General features: G+C 72.6%; 17 protein-coding genes and 1 pseudogene. 5 read left to right on the forward strand and 13 right to left on the reverse strand.

Features of this window, described 5'->3' with window-relative positions; translation table 11 throughout:
• The 3 genes from UQW22_RS17775 to rdgB all read left to right on the forward strand — a co-directional run bounded on the left by UQW22_RS17775 (position 1) and on the right by rdgB (position 2,312).
• Positions 1 to 822 (forward strand): LytR/AlgR family response regulator transcription factor, encoded by an 822-nt coding sequence (locus UQW22_RS17775; RefSeq protein ID WP_407318501.1) that lies wholly within the window; start codon positions 1 to 3, stop codon positions 820 to 822.
• 84 nt (positions 823 to 906) lie between these two features.
• Positions 907 to 1,641, forward strand: coding sequence for a ribonuclease PH (rph, locus tag UQW22_RS17780; protein ID WP_407318503.1), 735 nt, complete (start codon positions 907 to 909; stop codon positions 1,639 to 1,641).
• Positions 1,642 to 1,643: 2 nt separating this feature from the next.
• Entirely contained in the window at positions 1,644 to 2,312 is a 669-nt protein-coding gene (gene rdgB, locus UQW22_RS17785) for an RdgB/HAM1 family non-canonical purine NTP pyrophosphatase (protein ID WP_407318504.1), read from the forward strand.
• 28 nt (positions 2,313 to 2,340) lie between these two features.
• Here rdgB and UQW22_RS17790 read toward each other — a convergent pair whose 3' ends face one another.
• From UQW22_RS17790 to clpS, 5 genes are all read right to left on the reverse strand, one after another.
• Positions 2,341 to 2,742: a DUF3054 domain-containing protein gene (locus UQW22_RS17790; RefSeq protein ID WP_407318505.1), complete on the reverse strand. Its 402-nt coding sequence runs from the start codon at positions 2,740 to 2,742 to the stop codon at positions 2,341 to 2,343.
• A complete protein-coding gene (locus UQW22_RS17795; RefSeq protein WP_407318507.1) occupies positions 2,739 to 3,542 on the reverse strand; it encodes an MBL fold metallo-hydrolase in 804 nt (267 codons plus the stop codon). The genes UQW22_RS17790 and UQW22_RS17795 overlap by 4 nt, the downstream gene beginning before the upstream one ends.
• The gene (gene murI / locus UQW22_RS17800) at positions 3,539 to 4,342 is read right to left on the reverse strand and encodes a glutamate racemase (protein ID WP_407318508.1); all 804 of its coding nucleotides are present in this window, start codon (positions 4,340 to 4,342) and stop codon (positions 3,539 to 3,541) included. Before murI ends, UQW22_RS17795 begins: the two co-directional genes overlap by 4 nt.
• A 100-nt stretch (positions 4,343 to 4,442) precedes the next feature.
• Positions 4,443 to 5,087 (reverse strand): DUF2017 family protein, encoded by a 645-nt coding sequence (locus UQW22_RS17805; protein ID WP_407318509.1) that lies wholly within the window; start codon positions 5,085 to 5,087, stop codon positions 4,443 to 4,445.
• Entirely contained in the window at positions 5,084 to 5,419 is a 336-nt protein-coding gene (gene clpS, locus UQW22_RS17810) for an ATP-dependent Clp protease adapter ClpS (RefSeq protein WP_407318510.1), read from the reverse strand. Before clpS ends, UQW22_RS17805 begins: the two co-directional genes overlap by 4 nt.
• A gap of 68 nt (positions 5,420 to 5,487) precedes the next feature.
• On the opposite strand from clpS, the gene UQW22_RS17815 reads away from it, so the two are divergent.
• Entirely contained in the window at positions 5,488 to 6,921 is a 1,434-nt protein-coding gene (locus UQW22_RS17815; RefSeq protein WP_407318512.1) for a nicotinate phosphoribosyltransferase, read from the forward strand.
• A 44-nt stretch (positions 6,922 to 6,965) separates the two neighbouring features.
• Here UQW22_RS17815 and UQW22_RS17820 read toward each other — a convergent pair.
• Positions 6,966 to 8,437 (reverse strand): annotated as a pseudogene (locus UQW22_RS17820) (non-reducing end alpha-L-arabinofuranosidase family hydrolase).
• A gap of 199 nt (positions 8,438 to 8,636) precedes the next feature.
• Here UQW22_RS17820 and UQW22_RS17825 point away from each other — a divergent pair.
• A complete protein-coding gene (locus UQW22_RS17825) occupies positions 8,637 to 9,194 on the forward strand; it encodes a maltokinase N-terminal cap-like domain-containing protein (protein WP_407318513.1) in 558 nt (185 codons plus the stop codon).
• A 50-nt stretch (positions 9,195 to 9,244) separates the two neighbouring features.
• Here the strand turns inward: UQW22_RS17825 and UQW22_RS17830 are convergent, their stop codons facing one another.
• From UQW22_RS17830 to UQW22_RS17860, 7 genes are all read right to left on the reverse strand, one after another.
• On the reverse strand, positions 9,245 to 11,032 hold the full coding sequence (locus UQW22_RS17830; protein ID WP_407320854.1) for a DEAD/DEAH box helicase: 1,788 nt from the start codon (positions 11,030 to 11,032) through the stop codon (positions 9,245 to 9,247).
• A gap of 74 nt (positions 11,033 to 11,106) precedes the next feature.
• A complete protein-coding gene (locus UQW22_RS17835; protein WP_407318514.1) occupies positions 11,107 to 11,427 on the reverse strand; it encodes a DUF3039 domain-containing protein in 321 nt (106 codons plus the stop codon).
• A 71-nt stretch (positions 11,428 to 11,498) separates the two neighbouring features.
• On the reverse strand, positions 11,499 to 12,281 hold the full coding sequence (nagB, locus tag UQW22_RS17840) for a glucosamine-6-phosphate deaminase (protein ID WP_407318515.1): 783 nt from the start codon (positions 12,279 to 12,281) through the stop codon (positions 11,499 to 11,501).
• Positions 12,282 to 12,346: 65 nt separating this feature from the next.
• On the reverse strand, positions 12,347 to 13,681 hold the full coding sequence (locus UQW22_RS17845; protein WP_407318516.1) for an extracellular solute-binding protein: 1,335 nt from the start codon (positions 13,679 to 13,681) through the stop codon (positions 12,347 to 12,349).
• A gap of 74 nt (positions 13,682 to 13,755) precedes the next feature.
• Complete coding sequence (locus UQW22_RS17850; protein ID WP_407318517.1) at positions 13,756 to 14,754, reverse strand: ROK family protein; 999 nt, start codon at positions 14,752 to 14,754, stop codon at positions 13,756 to 13,758.
• Between the two features lies 1 nt (position 14,755).
• Positions 14,756 to 15,655, reverse strand: a complete 900-nt coding sequence (locus tag UQW22_RS17855) for a carbohydrate ABC transporter permease (RefSeq protein WP_407318518.1) — start codon at positions 15,653 to 15,655, stop codon at positions 14,756 to 14,758.
• Positions 15,652 to 16,593, reverse strand: coding sequence for a carbohydrate ABC transporter permease (locus UQW22_RS17860; RefSeq protein WP_407318519.1), 942 nt, complete (start codon positions 16,591 to 16,593; stop codon positions 15,652 to 15,654). Before UQW22_RS17860 ends, UQW22_RS17855 begins: the two co-directional genes overlap by 4 nt.
• Positions 16,594 to 16,601 lie beyond the last annotated feature (8 nt).

The raw sequence follows: 16,601 nt of genomic DNA on the forward strand, positions 1-16,601 counted from the left end.
ATGCGACCCAAGGCCCTGATCGTCGACGACGAGGCCCCGGCACGGGCCGAGCTGCGCTACCTGCTCGAGGAGGTGGGGCAGGTCCAGGTCGTGGGCGAGGCCACGAACGGCGAGGAGGCCCTGCTCCTGCTGGGGTCGCTCGACTACGACCTGGTGCTGCTGGACGTGCGCATGCCCGGTGGCTCCGGTCTGGAGGTCGCCGCGGCGTTGCGGGACCGGCCCGACCCTCCGAAGGTCATCTTCACCACGGCCTACCCGGACCATGCGGTCGACGCGTTCGACCTCGCCGCGGCCGACTACCTGCTCAAGCCGTTCGACGCGGACCGGTTGCGGCGTGCCCTCGACCGGGCACTGGCCGACGACGGCGCGGCGTCGGCATCCGTCGCGGCCAGCGCGGCCTCGGCTCCGTCGTCGGACGGCGCGAGCCCGGGCGCCGGCACCGCGAGCTCGGCCGGCACGGCAGACTCGCCGTCGCGGGGAGGCGTCGACCCGCTGGTGCGCATCCCGGTGCAGAAGGACGGGCGCACCGTGCTCGTGGACGGGGCGTCGATCGTGTACGCCAGCGCGGCGCGCGGGTACTCCTACCTCAAGCTGGCCGACGAGCGGCTCCTCGTGACGATGTCCCTCAACGAGCTCGAGCGACGGTTGCGTGGACACTTCTTCCGGGCGCACCGCTCGTACCTGGTGAATCTGGACCACGTGCGCGAGCTGGTGCCGGACTTCCAGGGGGCACTGGTGGTGGTGATGGCGGACCGGCAGCGTTCGCGCGTGGAGGTGTCGCGGCGGCACGCCCGCGAGCTGCGCCGCCGGTTCGGCATGTGACACCCGCCGAACAGGAGCCTCGTCCCGTATTCGTGGCCCAAAGCGGGACCAGGTTCCTGTTCGGCGGTGGATAGGGTGTGCGGCATGACGCTTCGCGAAGACGGCCGTACGCCCGACCAGCTCCGACCCGTGTCGTTCACCCGCGGGTGGAGCGAGAACGCCGAGGGCTCCGTCCTCGTGGAGTTCGGCAAGACGCGCGTGCTGTGCACCGCCTCGTTCACCGAGGGCGTGCCGCGCTGGAAGAAGGGCTCCGGCGAGGGCTGGGTCACGGCCGAGTACGCGATGCTCCCCCGGGCCACCAACTCCCGCAGCCAGCGCGAGTCCGTCAAGGGCAAGATCGGCGGCCGCACCCACGAGATCTCCCGGCTGATCGGCCGGTCGCTGCGCGCCGTCGTCGACATCACGGCGCTGGGCGAGAACACCATCGTGCTGGACTGCGACGTGCTGCAGGCCGACGGCGGGACCCGTACCGCCGCGATCACCGGCGCCTACCTGGCCCTCGTCGACGCGGTCGCCTGGGGTGCCCGCCACGGGCACGTCAAGGGCGGCAAGCAGGTGCTCACCGACTCGGTCGCCGCCGTGAGCGTCGGCATCATCGACGGTGTCCCCATGCTCGACCTGCCGTACGTCGAGGACGTGCGCGCCGAGACCGACATGAACGTGGTGACCACCGGTTCCGGGGCGTTCGTCGAGGTGCAGGGCACCGCCGAGGGCGTCCCCTTCGACCGCGCCGAGCTGGACGCTCTGCTCGACCTCGCCACCGCCGGCACCGCCGAGCTGACGGCGCTGCAGCAGGCGGCGCTCGCCCAGGAGCTCTGAGCATGACCCTCGCAGGCGCGGACGTCCCGTCGTCGGCCCGGATGGTCCTGGCCACGCACAACCGCAAGAAGCTCGTCGAGCTGCTCGCGATCCTGCGCACGCAGCCGGGGCTGGACACCCTGCCCGCCGGCGCCGTCGTCACCGCGGGCGACCTGGGTGCCGCCGAGCCCGTCGAGGACGGGTTGACGTTCGCCGAGAACGCCCTCATCAAGGCGCGTGCGCTCGCCGCGGCCTCCGGGCTGCCCGCCGTCGCCGACGACTCGGGGCTCAGCGTCGACGTGCTCGGCGGCGCCCCCGGGATCTTCTCGGCACGCTGGGCGGGTCGCCACGGCGACGACGTCGCGAACCTCGGTCTGCTGCTGGCCCAGCTCGGGGACGTGCGCGACGAGCACCGTGGCGCGGCGTTCGTCTGCGCGGCGGCCCTGGTCACCCCGGACGGGCGCGAGGAGGTGGCGATGGGCGAGATGCCGGGCGTGCTGGTGCGCGAACCGCGCGGTGCCCACGGGTTCGGCTACGACCCGATCCTGGTGCCCGCCGAGCAGGAGCCGGGCCCGGAGGGACGGCCGGGCACGCGCACGTCGGCCGAGCTGACGCCTCAGGAGAAGAACACGATCAGCCATCGCGGCAAGGCGCTGCGCACCCTGGCCCCGATGATCGCCGAGGCCCTCTGACCCACCCCGTGCGCTGTGGGTAGGGAATCTACGGTCCAGCGTCGCGCTGGGCCGTCGATCCCATACCCACAGCGACGAAGGACACGATCGCCCGCCAGCCGAGCATCGTGATCGCGAGGAAACCGGCCGTCACCAGCGCGAACGACCACGCGAAGCCGCCCTCGAACAGCGGCCGCAGCGCCAGGCCGAGGACGACCGTCGTGAACCAGACGACGACGCCGACGGGCCACACCCGCCAGGGAGATCGCCAAGCGCGACACACCACCCAGCCCACGGCCAGGGCGACGACGAACGGCGCACCCACCGCGAGCACGTGCTCGAGCGAGCCCCCGGAGCCGTGGTTCGAGGTACCCATGAGGGTGAAGGCCACCACGCAGGCCACGTCGCCCGCCAGCGCAGCCGCCGCGCCACGACGCCCGAGCGCGCTCACAGCTCGTACACCTCGCCCGGCACGGCCACGTCCAGCGGTCCCGCATAGGTGCCACGGGCCTCGGCGAGCGGCACCGCCGGATCGGTCCAGATCGTCAGGTGGGTCAGGAGCAGACGTCCGGCCCCGGACTCGGCGGCGACCCGACCGGCACGCCGGCCCGTCAGGTGGATCCCGGCGACGCCGTCGTCCCGTCCCTCCGTGAACGCCGCCTCGCACAGCAGCAGGTCCGCGCCGCGCGCACCCTGGACGAGGGAGTCGCAGTAGTCGGTGTCGCCGGAGAACACGAGGGTGGCCTGCTCCCCCGGCCGTCGCGCCGACGGTCCGGTCACCCGGATGCCGTAGGCCTCGACCGGGTGCCAGACCGGGAACGGCTCCAGGGTCAGCGGACCGACCTGGACCGACCGGCCCGGCTGCCAGCTCCGGAAGTCGTACTCGGAGTCCATGTCCTCGCCGGGTGTCAGCCCGTACATGGCCGCGGCCCGCTCCCGGGACGTCGTCGGGCCGTGCACGGCCAGCCGCCGCGGGACACCGGTGCGGTGCGAGCCCCGCTCGGGGTGGTAGCGCAGGTACACGTACAGGCCCGACAGGTCGGCGCAGTGGTCTGGATGCAGGTGCGAGAGCCCGACGGCGTCGACGTCGAGGGGGTCGACGTAGCGCTGCAGCGCGCCGAGCGAGCCCGAACCGAGATCGAGCACGACGCTCCAGTCCCGCTCGCCGTCCGAGGCCTGGACCAGATAGCTGGATGCGGGCGAGTCCGGGCCGGGCAGGGATCCGGAGACGCCGACGGGCACGAGCCTCATGCCACCTCCACCAGGTTGACCTCCGGCCCGAGGAACCGGCGCGCGAGGTGCTCGAACTGCTGCGGGTCGCCCGTCGTGGCGAAGCGGTGGGCCGGCGCGGGCGCGTCGAGCGGACGTTCGAGGTCGTGCGCGACGAGCTTGCGGTAGACGTCCATCGCGGTCTCCTCGGCGGAGGACACCAGGGTGACGTCCTGCCCCATGACGTACGAGATCGGCCCGGTCAGCAGCGGGTAGTGGGTGCAGCCCAGCACGAGGGTGTCGACGCCGGCGGCCTTGACCGGCGCCAGGTACTCGGCGGCGATCTGCAGCGCCTCGGGGCCCGACGTCGTGCCCTCCTCCACCAGCCGGACGAACTCGGGGCACGCCTTGCTCGTGAGCTGCAGGCCAGGGGTGACGGCGAACGCGTCGTCGTAGGCCAGGGAGTCCACGGTCGCCTTCGTGCCGATGACGCCGATGCGCCCGGAGCGGGAGGCGACGACGGCGCGGCGGGCGGCCGGCAGGATCACCTCGACCACGGGGATCCCGCGGCGCACCGTGTAGCGCTCGCGGGCGTCGCGCAGCGCGACGGCCGAGGCGGAGTTGCAGGCGATGACGAGCATCTTCACACCGTCGTCGACGAGCCGGTCCATGACCGCGAGCGCCATGGCGCGCACGGCGGCGAGCGGCTTGGGCCCGTAGGGGCCGTTCGCCGTGTCTCCGATGTAGTGCAGCTGCTCGTGCGGGAGCTGGTCGAGCACCGAGCGGGCGACCGTCAGACCGCCCACCCCGCTGTCGAAGATCCCGATGGGGGCGTCGTTCACGGCTGGCAGCCTATCGGCGCACGGCGCTGATCACCGGGTTCGTGAGCCGGGACACGCGTGGTGAGGGCCACAGGTCCCCGGCCGACGACGGCGCCCCGGTTCAGGATCCGCCGCGGCCGGCGCGCAGCTCGGCGAGCATCTCGTCCATGAGGGACTCCTGGGCGAACCCCGCGGCGACGAACACCCCGCCCCAGTAGGACCGTTGCTCGGCGTCCAGCCCGGCGGCGTCCGTGGCGTCCGGGTCGGTGCCCGGCGCACCGGTGTCGCCGTCCTCGACGACGCCCAGCCCCGTCAGCACCTCGTGGTGCAGGTGCTCGACATCGGCGTCGTCGTCGAGGCCGAGACGCTCGCCGAGCACCAGGCGCACGTCCGTGAGGGCCCCGGCGAAGTCCTGCGCCGCTTCGCGCGTGACCAGCACCTCGCCGTCGCCCTCGACCGTGTCGGCGAAGTGGTGCAGCCGCGTCAGCTTCCCCGCCGCGAGGTCGGTCTGCGTCAGGTGCCGGAACTCGGCGGCCACGTCGGCGTCCTCGCGGTGGGCGTCCGGCAGCAGCCGCTGCACGGCGGGGTCGCGCGGGACCCGCGCCACGCCGGTGAACGCCACCGCCTCCTCCGTCACCTCGTCCGGCAGGCCGGCGTCGGCGCTCAGCAGACCCGCGACGTCGCGGGCGACCCGTGCCAGCACCTCGCGCTCGACCGGCTCCCAGTGCGCGACGAATCCTGCGGGCGTGGCACGGAACGGCGTCACGCGTCCTCCCCCGCACCTGACGGACCGCCCGTGCCCGGGGCCCCGGACTGCTGCATCGTGGCCCACAGCCCGAAGCCGTGCATCGCCTGCACGTCGACCTCCATCCGTTCGCGGGGGCCCGTCGAGACGACGGCCCGGCCCTCGTGGTGCACCTGCATCATGAGCTTCTGCGCCTTGGCCTGCCGGTAGCCGAAGTAGCTCTCGAACACGTAGGCGACGTAGCTCATGAGGTTGACCGGGTCGTTCCAGACGATCGTCACCCAGGGGTCGGCCAGCCGGGACACCTCCTCGGTGCGGGTGTCCTCCTGCGTCGCCGAGATCGTCGTCACCACAGCACCAGGGTAGGGGGACACGCGCCGCTCATGCTGCTCCCGGGCCTGCCGCGCCCTACGGTAGGGGCATGAACGACGCGTACCGGGGCGACGGGGCCTCGTCGCCCGAGTCCCTCGTCTCCCCGCTGTCGCTGCCGGCCGCGCCGTTGCCGACGCTGCGACCGTCGCTCTCGCTGCTGACGGACCGGTACGAGCTGACGATGCTGCAGGCGGCGCTCGCCGACGGGACCGCGCACCGGCACTGCGTGTTCGAGGTCTTCACCCGCCGGCTGCCCGCGGGGCGTCGGTACGGCGTCGTCGCCGGCACGGGCCGGGTGCTCGAGGCGCTGCCCGCCTTCCGGTTCGGCGACACCGAGCTCTCCTACCTCGAGCAGGCGGGTGTCGTCGACGAGCGCACCCTCGACTTCCTGCGCAGCTACCGGTTCACCGGGACCATCACCGGCTACGCCGAGGGCGAGACGTTCTTCCCGGGCTCCCCCGTGCTGCAGGTCGAGGGCACCTTCGCCGAGGCCGTGCTGCTCGAGACGCTCGTGCTCGCGATCCTCAACCATGACTCCGCGATCGCCTCGGCTGCGTCCCGCATGACGAGCGCCGCCGTCGACCGGCCCGTGCTCGAGATGGGTTCGCGCCGCACCCACGAGCAGGCCGGCGTCGCCGCCGCCCGGGCCGCCGTCGTCGCCGGCTTCACCGGGACCAGCAACCTCGAGGCGGGCTTCCGCTACGGCCTGGACACGATCGGCACGGCCGCGCACTCCTTCACCCTGCTGCACGACGACGAACGTGCGGCCTTCGCCTCCCAGGTCGAGGCGTTCGGGCCCGGCACCACGCTGCTGGTCGACACCTACGACGTCACCAGTGGCGTCGAGCGTGCCGTCGAGGCCGCCGGCCCCGGGCTGGGAGCCGTGCGGCTCGACTCCGGCGACCTGGGGGCGCTCGCCGTGGAGGTGCGCGAGCAGCTCGACGCGCTGGGCGCCACCGAGACGAAGATCGTGGTCACCTCCGACCTCGACGAGCACGCGATCGCCGGCCTGGCCGCCGCACCGGTGGACGTCTACGGCGTCGGGACCTCCCTGGTGACCGGCTCGGGTGCGCCGACGTGCGGGATGGTCTACAAGCTGGTCGCCCGGACCGACTCGACCGGCGTGATGCACCCGGTCGAGAAGGCCTCGAGCCGCAAGTCCAGCCGCGGCGGACGCAAGGCTCCCGCCCGGCGCCTGGACGACCAGGGGCGCGCCGTCGAGGAGGTGCTCGTCATCGGACCCGACGAGGACGTCGTCGCCTGGGAGCCGGACGGCAGCGACGGTGGTGAGGACAGCGGTCGGCTGCGCCGCCTGCACGTGCCGCTCGTGACCGACGGCGCGGTGGACTCCCGCTGGGTCGGCGCCTACGGCGTGGCGAACGCCGCCACGCAGCACCGCACGTCGCGCGCGGAGCTGCCGCGCGGTGCCCGGCGGCTGTCCCACGGTGACGCGGCGATCCCGACCGTCGAGCTGGCGCTCTGACGGGCGCGGGCGGCCGGAGCCGCCCGCGCCCACCGTGCCGGAGGTCAGTCCCGCAACGTCAGCAGACCCGGACGGTACGGGAGCAGGCCGTAGTCCACCCCGTCGGAGCCGGGGTCGCGACCCTGGTACAACAGCTGCAGGTTGCACGGGTCGACCGTCATCGTCTGGTCGGCGCTGGTGCGGATGAGCTCACCGTGACTGATGTCGTCCGTCCAGGTGGCGCCGCTGTTGGCGCGGCCGGCGAACGGGTCGGCCTCCGTGGCCGCCTGCGGCGTCCACTGCCCGTCGAGGCTGTCGGCGGTGAACGAACGGAAGTAGCGGCCGTTCGCGCCGATCGCCTCGACGATCATGAGGTACTCGCCGGTGCCGTCGACCGTGTACACCTGGACGGCCTCGAACAGGTTGTCCGTCGTGTCGCTCATGACGACGTCGTACGACGACCCGAAGTTCCCCGGAAAGTCCCCGATCGGCATCCGGGACCGGTAGATGTTGCCGTTGTCGCCGGCGAAGAACAGGTACATGTGGGTGTCGTCGGCGACGAGCGCCTGGTCGATCGGGCCGGTGCCGGAGTTCTGGATGGACCCGGTGAACATCGGGCTGGGCTGCGACCAGTCGTTCGCGTCCGTCGGGTCGTCCGACGTGCGGTAGATGAACGGCCAGGCCCCCACTGGTAGGCGAGCACCCACGTGTCATCGGGCTCGAAGTAGAACAGCGACGGCGCCACGGTCGAGGACTGCATGCCGTGCTGGGCCGCAGACCCCATCTGGGACCAGTCCCCGAAGACGTCGAAGTTCATCGAGCCCCACGAGTCACCGAAGTCGTGGGTGGTGGCGTAGACGAGATGACCGCCGTCGTACGGGGCGGTGGTGAATTCCTTGAGCGACGCCCAGCCCGGGCCCGGCCGTGCGAGCGGTCCGGTCGAGGACCAGTCGTACGACGACGGCAGCTCGCAGGTGGAGCCCCCGCCCGTCCCGCCGGCGACGCGGACGTCGTCGATGCGGAAGTCGTCGGTGCCGCTGGTCGTCTCGACGTACAGGGTCGCCGACTCGAGCGACCCCGGCCAGGACACGGTGGCCTCGCCGGTGAGCTCCGTCCAGCCTCCGGAGCTGACGCCGCCCTGGGCGAGCGTGACGTAGTCGGTCGTGCCGCCCGCCGTGACGCTCAGCGTGACCTTGCCGTCGGGGGTCCCGGTCTCCGTCCGCATCCAGACGCTCGTGGAGTAGGTCGCTCCGTTCGACAGCGCGGCGGTCACGTCCTGGGCCGGACCGTTCCAGGAGGCGCTCCGGCCGATGGACCGCAGCGCCATGCTGCCGTCGTGGACGGGGTACCAGCCGGGCTCCACCGCACCGTCACCGAACGCCGTCCAGCCGTTCGTGCCGTCCTCCATGTCTCCGTTGCTCACCAGGTTGACACCGTCGTCGGCGACGGCGGGCGCCTCGGTCTGTGCCGCGAGCACCGGGGCCAGCACCAGCGCGGCGGCCACTCCCAGTGCGAGGCGGGCTCTGGACCTCTTCATCCTTCACTCCTCCTGGTTCGGGGCCACGTCGTCGTGGCCCGTGATGTGATCGCTAACATCCTGCCCCGACGGTCGCCCCGAACGGCGGAACCGAAACGTTTAACGTTCAACCTGAGACCGGCTCTCTCGTTCCGGCGCGCTCCTGCGGTCGGCGCCGTCCACCCCGGGCGCGCCGGGCGGCGGCGTAAGGTGGCTGGTCATGGCGATCCTCCACCAGGCAACCATCGTGCCGAGCAAGCGCGAGATCCTCGCGGGCTGGCTGCCCGACCGGCCGTGGTACCCCGGAGGAGAGGTCCAGACGATCGGCGGGTTCCGGCTCGACGATCCTGCCGGAGAGGTGGGTGTCGAGCTGTTGCTCGTGCGCGCCGAGGACGGCACCGTCGTCCACGTCCCGTGCACCTACCGCGGCACCGCAGCACCCGAGCTCGCCCACGCGCTGATGGGCACGGCGGAGCACTCCGTCCTCGGCACCCGCTGGGTCTACGACGCCACCGCGGACCCCGTCTACCTGACGGCCGTGCGGCAGGCGATCCGTACCGGCCCGGCGCAGGCCGCGGAGACGGTGCACCACGCGGACGGGACGGTCGCTGCTCGACCCCCCACGATCCGGGCCCAGCGCCTGGCAGGCGACGCGCCAGACGACGCCGCCACCGTCCGCACGGTCCGGCTGCCGCACGCGCCGGAGCCCGGGGTTGCGACGCTGGTCGCATCCTGGGACGGCCAGGACGAGCCGCTGGCGGTGGCCGTCCTCGACTGAGCGGCAAGGTCCCCGCCGCGCACCCAGCAGGGTGGTCCGAGACGGGCGGCCTACTTCTTGCCGACGAACCAGCCGCGCACCATCTCCACCCGCTCGGCGAGCTGGTCGGCCGTGGCGAGCGGCACCTCCGGTCCCCCGCACCGCCGGCGGAGCTCCGTGTGCACCGAGCCGTGCGGGCGGCTGGACTTGCGCGCCCAGGCGGAGACCAGCTTGGACAGCTCCTTGCGCAGGGCGGCGGCCCGGCGGTGCTCCTGCTCGGACTGCTCGAGCGCGGCCTCCGACGCCGTCGCCCCGGCCCCGGACCGGCCGCTCGCCTGCGCGGCCTGGCGCTGACGCAGCAGCGTGGTGACCTGGTCGGCGTCGAGCAGCCCGGGGATGCCGAGGAAGTCCTGCTCGGCGGCGGAGCCGATGTCGCCGCCGGTGCCGAACTCACCGCCGTCGAACAGCACGCGGTCGAAGGACGCCTGGGCCTCGAGCGCCTCGAAGGAGCCGGTGAGCTCCCCGGAGGCCTTCTCCTCCTTGTTCGCCGCGGCGAGCAGCGCCGCCTCCGGGTCGTACTCGATGCCCTGTTCCTCGGCCGTCTGCGGCCGGTCGAGCGCATGGTCGCGCTCGATCTCCATGCCGTTCGCCAGCTCGAGGAGCAGGGGCACGCTGGGCACGAAGATGGACGCTGTCTCGCCGCGCTTGCGGGCGCGCACGAACCGGCCGACGGCCTGGGCGAAGAACAGCGGCGTGGAGGTGCTGGTGGCGTACACGCCGACGGCGAGCCGCGGCACGTCGACGCCCTCGGAGACCATGCGGACGGCCACCATCCAGCGCTGCGAGCCTGCCGCGAACTCGTCGATGCGGGCGCTCGCGCCGTCGTCGTCGCTCAGCACCACGGTGGGGCTCTGCCCGGTGACGCGGGCCAGGTGCCCGGCGTAGGCGCGGGCGTCGGTCTGGTCGGAGGCGATGACCAGCCCGCCGGCGTCCGGCACGGCGCGGCGGACCTCCGTCAGGCGCTTGTCCGCCGCGGCGAGCACGGACGGGATCCACTCGCCGTTCGGGTCGAGGGCCGTGCGCCACGCCTGCGCGTGCATGTCCTTGGTCATGGCCTCGCCGAGACGCGCCGAGACCTCGTCGCCGGCCCGGGTGCGCCACCGCATCTCGCCCGAGTACGTCATGAACAGCACGGGCCGCACGACGTGGTCGCGCAGGGCCTCGCCGTAGCCGTAGGTGTAGTCGGCCTTGGAACGCCGGATGCCCTCGTGGTCGGCCTCGTAGGTCACGAACGGGATGGAGGCCGTGTCGCTGCGGAACGGGGTCCCGGTCAGGGCCAGACGCCGCGTCGCGTCCTCGAACGCGTCGCGGACGGCTTCACCCCAGCTCAGCGCGTCGCCGCCGTGGTGCACCTCGTCGAGGATGACCAGCGTGCGGGCCGCCTGCGTGCGGGCGCGGTGCAGCGCCGGCTTGGCCGCCACCTGGGCGTAGGTGAGCGCGACGCCGTCGTAGTGGGAGCCGTGCCGGCCCTGCGAGTTCTTGAACGACGGGTCGATCCTGATGCCGACCCGGGCCGCGGCGTCCGCCCACTGGTGCTTGAGATGCTCCGTGGGCGCGACGATCGTCACACGGCGGACGACACCCGCCTCCAGCAGCTCGGTGGCGACCCGCAGCGCGAACGTCGTCTTGCCGGCGCCGGGCGTCGCGACGGCGAGGAAGTCCCGCGGCGAGCGCTCGTGGTACAGCTCGAGCGCCTCGGCCTGCCAGGCACGCAGGTTGGAGGCGGTCCCCCACGGCGCCCGGCGCGGGTAGGCCGGGCTGAGGTGGGAGGCCGCCGCGACCGACGGGGACTGCGGCAGCGGCTTGGCGGCCTCCTGCGGCTCGGAGGCGGCTTCGAAGAGATCGACGGACTCGGGCTCGGGGAACGACGCACTCACGTGTCGGAGTCGCCGTCGCCGTCCTTGCCACCGTCCTGCGGGTCGCGCAGACCGTCGTAGATCTCCTTGCAGACGGGGCACACGGGGAACTTCGACGGGTCGCGACCGGGGACCCACACCTTGCCGCAGAGGGCGATCACGGGCTTGCCCGACATCGCCGAGGCCATGATCTTCTCCTTGCGCACATAGTGCGCAAACCGCTCGTGATCGCCCGGCTCCGCGGCCTGCTCACGGGTGTCCGGCCGTTCCAGCACGCTGGTGCCCGATCCGGTCTCCTGGGCAGGATCCGCGGGTGGGGTGGAGAGGGGCTCGCTCATGACTCCATCCTACGTGCCGGCCACCGACACCGACGGCGCGTCCGACGGCAGCAGGACCGCTGCGGGGCGGGTCACAGGCCCTGCCAGGACGGCTTGGACGCGTACGTCTGGCGGTAGTACCCCGCCAGCTGCAACCGCGACGCCGCCGCCTCGTCGACCAGCACCGTGGCATGCGGATGCCACTGCATCACCGTCGCCGGCCACAACGCCGAGACCGGCCCCTCCACCAGCTGGTGGATCGCCTGCGCCTTGTGCCTCCCGGTCGCCAGGAGCACCAGGTGCCGGGCCTCCATGATCGTGCCGAGCCCCTGCGTCAGGCAGTGCGTCGGGACCTGGTCCACCTCGTCGTCGAAGAACCGCGCGTTGTCCACCCGCGTCTGCTGCGTCAACGTCTTGATCCGTGTGCGCGACGCCAGGGACGATCCCGGCTCGTTGAACCCGATGTGCCCGTCCGTACCGATCCCCAGGATCTGCAGGTCCACGCCGCCCGCCGCCGCGATCGACCGCTCGTACGCCGCGCACGCGGCCGGCAGGTCCGTCGCCGCCCCGTCCGGGCCCGCGACGCGCTCGGCGGGCCAGCCCACGCGGTCGGCGATCTCCGTGGCGATGACGTTGCGGTACCGCTGGGGGTGGTCCGCGGACAGCCCGACGTACTCGTCGAGCATGAACCCCCACGCCCGCCCGAACGACAGCCCCTCCTCGACATGACGCCGCACCAGCTCGTCATACACCGCCAACGGGCTCGACCCCGTCGCCAACCCCAGCACCGGCTCGCCCCGCGAACCCAGCACCCCCTCGACCGCATCAGCAGCCAGCACCGCCAGCTCCTGCGCCGGAGCGATCACGACCTCCATCGAAACATCCTTCCAGTCAGGCTTGCGGTCCACCCGTCGGGTCCGTACGGACGACGGGGGCCGGCTCATTCCTCCTCGACGGTCCCGTCGAGGAGCGGGGTGATGCGGGCGTCGTACTGCTGGGCGAGCGCGGGGACGCTGCCGCCGCGCGCGATCTCCTTGAACAGCTCCTCGTAGATGCCGCGGGCCTCGATGTCGGCCCAGCCCGGGGCGGGCGGGGTCAGCTTCGACGCCTCGGCCGTCTTGACCAGCGTGCGCCCGAACTTGTCCCCGGTCATCAGCTCGGTGAACTCGGTGTTCGCCGGCCCGAGCCCGGCCTCGGCGAGCATCGTCTGGTACTCCTCCGAGTACACCACCCGCAGCAGGTCCTCGGACAGCGCGACGTTGCGAGTCAGCGCGGAGACCGCCATGTTGGATCCCCCGGCGAAGACCGGCGCCACACCGCCGTCCACCCCGGGCAGCGCGAAGATCCCGAACTTCTCGGTGTCGGCCATGCCGTCGCGGACCTCGGCACCGTCGTCGTCGCGCACGATGTCCCCGACCGACCACCGGGCCCACGACGGCGCCATCATGCTGGCCGCCGCGGGCTCGCCGGTCGCCAGCCCGTCGTTGATGAAGTCCCAGTAGTCGACGTCCACCTCCGTGGCGGGCAGCTGGGACGCGCTCTCGTAGATGTCCTGCCACTCCTCCAGCCCGCGGATCGTGTTCGGGTCGGACAGCGTCGAGACCCAGTGTTCGCCCTCCTTGACGGCGAGCTCGCCGCCGTGGGCGAACACCCACGAGATGCCGTTGCGCCAGTCCTGCCCGCCCATGGCGAAGCCGGCCTGGTTGCCGTCGCGAAGGTCCTTGACCGTCTCGCCGAACTCCTCGAGCGTGCGCGGCACCTCGGCACCGGCCGCGTCCCAGACGTCCTTGCGGTAGAAGACGTAGCGCGAGCCGAAGTAGTACGGCAGCGCGTAGACGGTGCCGTCCACCGAGCCCGCCTCGACGAACGACGGCAGCAGGTCCTCCCCGCCGAGCTCCTCGTAGAGCGCGGGCGAGATCGCACGGAACGCCCCGGCGTCGGCGAAGGTCGGCGCCTGGGTGTTGCCCAGCTCGACGACGTCGGGCGTCGCCGCCGGGTCGACGAGCGAGGCCTCCAGGTCGTCGACGAGGGTGCCCCACTCCTTCTGCTCGATCGTCAGCGTCGCGCCCGGGTTGCGCGCCTCGAACGTCTCGACGAGGTGCCGGCGCAGGTCGTCCCCGGTGTCGGCGCCCACGAGCCACAGGACGATGTCGTCCGAGCTCTCCGGGACGACCTCCTCGGGTCCGCACGCGGCCAGCACGGGGACGAGGGCGAGGCCCGCGGCAAGGGTGGTCGCGAGGGCCCTGGCTCGGGATGCGGCGCGTCGTCGGATCACGGTGGAGGTTCCTCTCGTCATGACGGGTGGGCCGGCGCGAGGATCGCCCGCGCAGGGCCCGGTGTGGTGGTGCGCTATCCCGCCAGGTCGCGGGCGCGGGCACCGGCGGCCCGGCCGACGACGGCGGCACCGACGGCGCCGACGGCGACCCGCCCCGGTGCCAGGCGCACCCGCCCCGGCAGGTCCAGCGAACGCAGGAACGCCGACGCCGCCGACTCGTCGTCCAGCGCGTCGCGGACGACGTCGAGCAAGGGCTGGCCGAGCTGGGACACGCCACCGCCGAGGACGACGTGCTGGACGTCGACGGTGAGCACGAGCATCCGGACGGCCGCGGCCACGGCCCGCGCGTACGTCGACCGGGCGGCCACGGCGTCGAGGTCGCCGCGGGCGGCGGCCTCGAACAGCTCGACCGGCGCGGGCCGCCCCGCGGTCGTGGGCCACAGGGCGGTCACCGCGGAGCCCGAGGCGTACAGCTCCAGGCATCCCCGCTGCCCGCAGGCGCAGGGTGGTCCGGCCGGGTCGACGGGCACGTGCCCGATCTCCCCGGCGGCACCGCGGCTGCCACGCCGCAGGCGGCCGTCGAGGACGATCCCGGCCGCGAGCCCCGTGCCGAGCGCCAGGAAGGCGAGGTCGGTCGGCGTGTGCCCGACACCCTCGGCCTCGACGAGGTGCGCGGCGCCGACGGCGGCCACGTTGAGGTCGTTCTCGACCTCGACCCCGATCCCGCCGAGCCGCGCGGAGAGCAGGGTGGAGAGCTCCAGGGGGGCGCCGTCGACGCCGACGTTCACGGCGTGCCGCACGGTCCCCGCACCCGAGTCCACCAGGCCCGGTACCCCGACCCCGACGCCGGTCACGTCGCCGATCGGCACGCCCGCCTGGCGGACGACGCCCTGCACGGCGCTGACCGCGCCGTCGACGACCCCGGCGGGGCCCCGGACCGTCGCGAGCCGGGTCTGTGCCAGCACCTCGCCGTCGCCGCCGAGCAGCACCGCCAGCGTCTTGGTGCCCCCGATGTCCAGGCCCACGCTGAACCCTGACGGCATGGTCCGCGCCGTCGCTCTTGCGTCGCTCACGTCAGCCCTTCACCGCACCCGAGACCAGGCCGGACGTCATCCGCCCCTGCACGAACAGGAAGAAGACGATGACCGGCACCGCGATGAGGGTGGACGCGGCCATGACCTCGGCCCAGTTGATGCCCCGGTTCGCCGAGGCGGACAGGAAGCTGCGCAGCCAGATCGGCAGGGTCTGGGCCGACTCGGCCGGCAGGATCACGAGCGCGGTCGTGAACTCGTTCCACGCCTGCAGGAACGCGTACACGCCGGACGCGACCAGGCCGGGGGCGAGCAGCGGGAAGGTGATCCGCAGGAACGCCTTCGGGCGGGACAGCCCGTCCACCATGGCGGCCTCCTCCAGCTCGATCGGCACCCCGGCGACGAACCCGCGCAGCATCCACACGGTGAACGGCACCAGCATCGCGACGTAGAGCACGGAGATCCCGATGACCTGGTTGAGCAGCCCGAGGCTCGACATCATCTGGTACTGCGCGATGAAGAGCCCCTCGGCCGGGAGCATCTGGATGAACAGCACGGCCAGGATGAAGCTGGTCCGGCCGCGGAAGCGCCACCGGCTGATGGCCAGCGCGGCGAAGAACGCGAACGCGAGCACCAGGGTGATCGTCAACCCCGTGACCATGAGGCTCATGCCGAGGGCGTTGAGGAAGCCCGAGTCGGTCAGCACCGAGGACAGGTTGGTCCACGTGAAGTCGGCCGGGAGGAAGTGCGGGGTCGAGCCGCCGAGGATCGCGTCCGGCGTGACGGCCGAGAGCATCATCCAGTAGACGGGGAAGACCCAGACCAGCGCGAGGCCGAGGCCCAGCGCGCTGAGCAGGACCTTGCCCGGCCGGAGCCGACGGCGACGCAGCGGCGTGCGGTCGGCCTGGGCGGCCGGCGTGGTGGCTGTCAGGACGGCGCTCATGCCGCGTCCTCCTTCATGAGATAGCGCACGTACGGCCCCGCGAGCACCACCGTGAGCACCAGCACGAACAGGGAGACGGCGGCGGCGCCGCCGAAGTCCTGGCTGCCGACGCCGAGCTCGTAGATGTAGTTGCCGAGCAGGTTGGTCTCGGAGATGGGCGCGCCGGCGTCCTGCAGGAGGCGGATCTGGGCGAAGACCCGCAGGTCCCAGATGATCTGCAGCAGCAGCACGATCGCGATGACCGGGCGGACGAGCGGCATGATGATGAGCCAGAGGATCTTGCGCGGGTTGGCACCGTCGATCCGCGCGGCCTCGAGGACCTCCTCGGAGACCTGGGTCAGCCCGGCGTAGATGGACATCGCGACGAACGGCACGGACATCCAGATGACGACGAACGACGCCACGAGGAAGAACGTCCAGACGTTGCCCAGCCAGTTGTAGGAGTCCATCTGCTCGGCGCCGAGCTGGACGAAGAACCAGTTGACCACGCCGGTGCGGTAGTCGAAGAGCCAGCGGAACACGGTGACGGCGGCCACGAGCGGGGTGGCCCAGGCCAGGAGCAGCGTGATCTGCATGGTGATGCGCACCCAGCCGTGCACCGCACGCATGAGCACGGCGAGGCCGAGCCCGATGCCGACGGTGAGCAGGGCGTTGACGAGGCAGAACGCGATGGACTTCGCCACGACCGCCCACACCTCGGTGTCGGTGAAGATGCGGGCGAAGTTCTCGAGCCCGACGAAGGCCGGCGGGGCGCCGAACTGCTGCATCAGGCCGTACTCCTGCAGCGAGGTGACGACCTGCCAGTACACGGGGTACCCGAGACCGACCAGGAGGGCCGCGACGGCGGGGATCAGCAGGAGATAAGGGGTGGCCGGCCTGCGCCGACGGCGGATCGCGATGCCGTCGGTGCCTGCGGTGTCGCCGGTGGTCGTGGTCATGCGGTCCT

This window comes from Isoptericola halotolerans (genome assembly GCF_045689585.1).
GTDB classification, from domain to species: Bacteria; Actinomycetota; Actinomycetes; order Actinomycetales; family Cellulomonadaceae; genus Isoptericola; species Isoptericola halotolerans_B.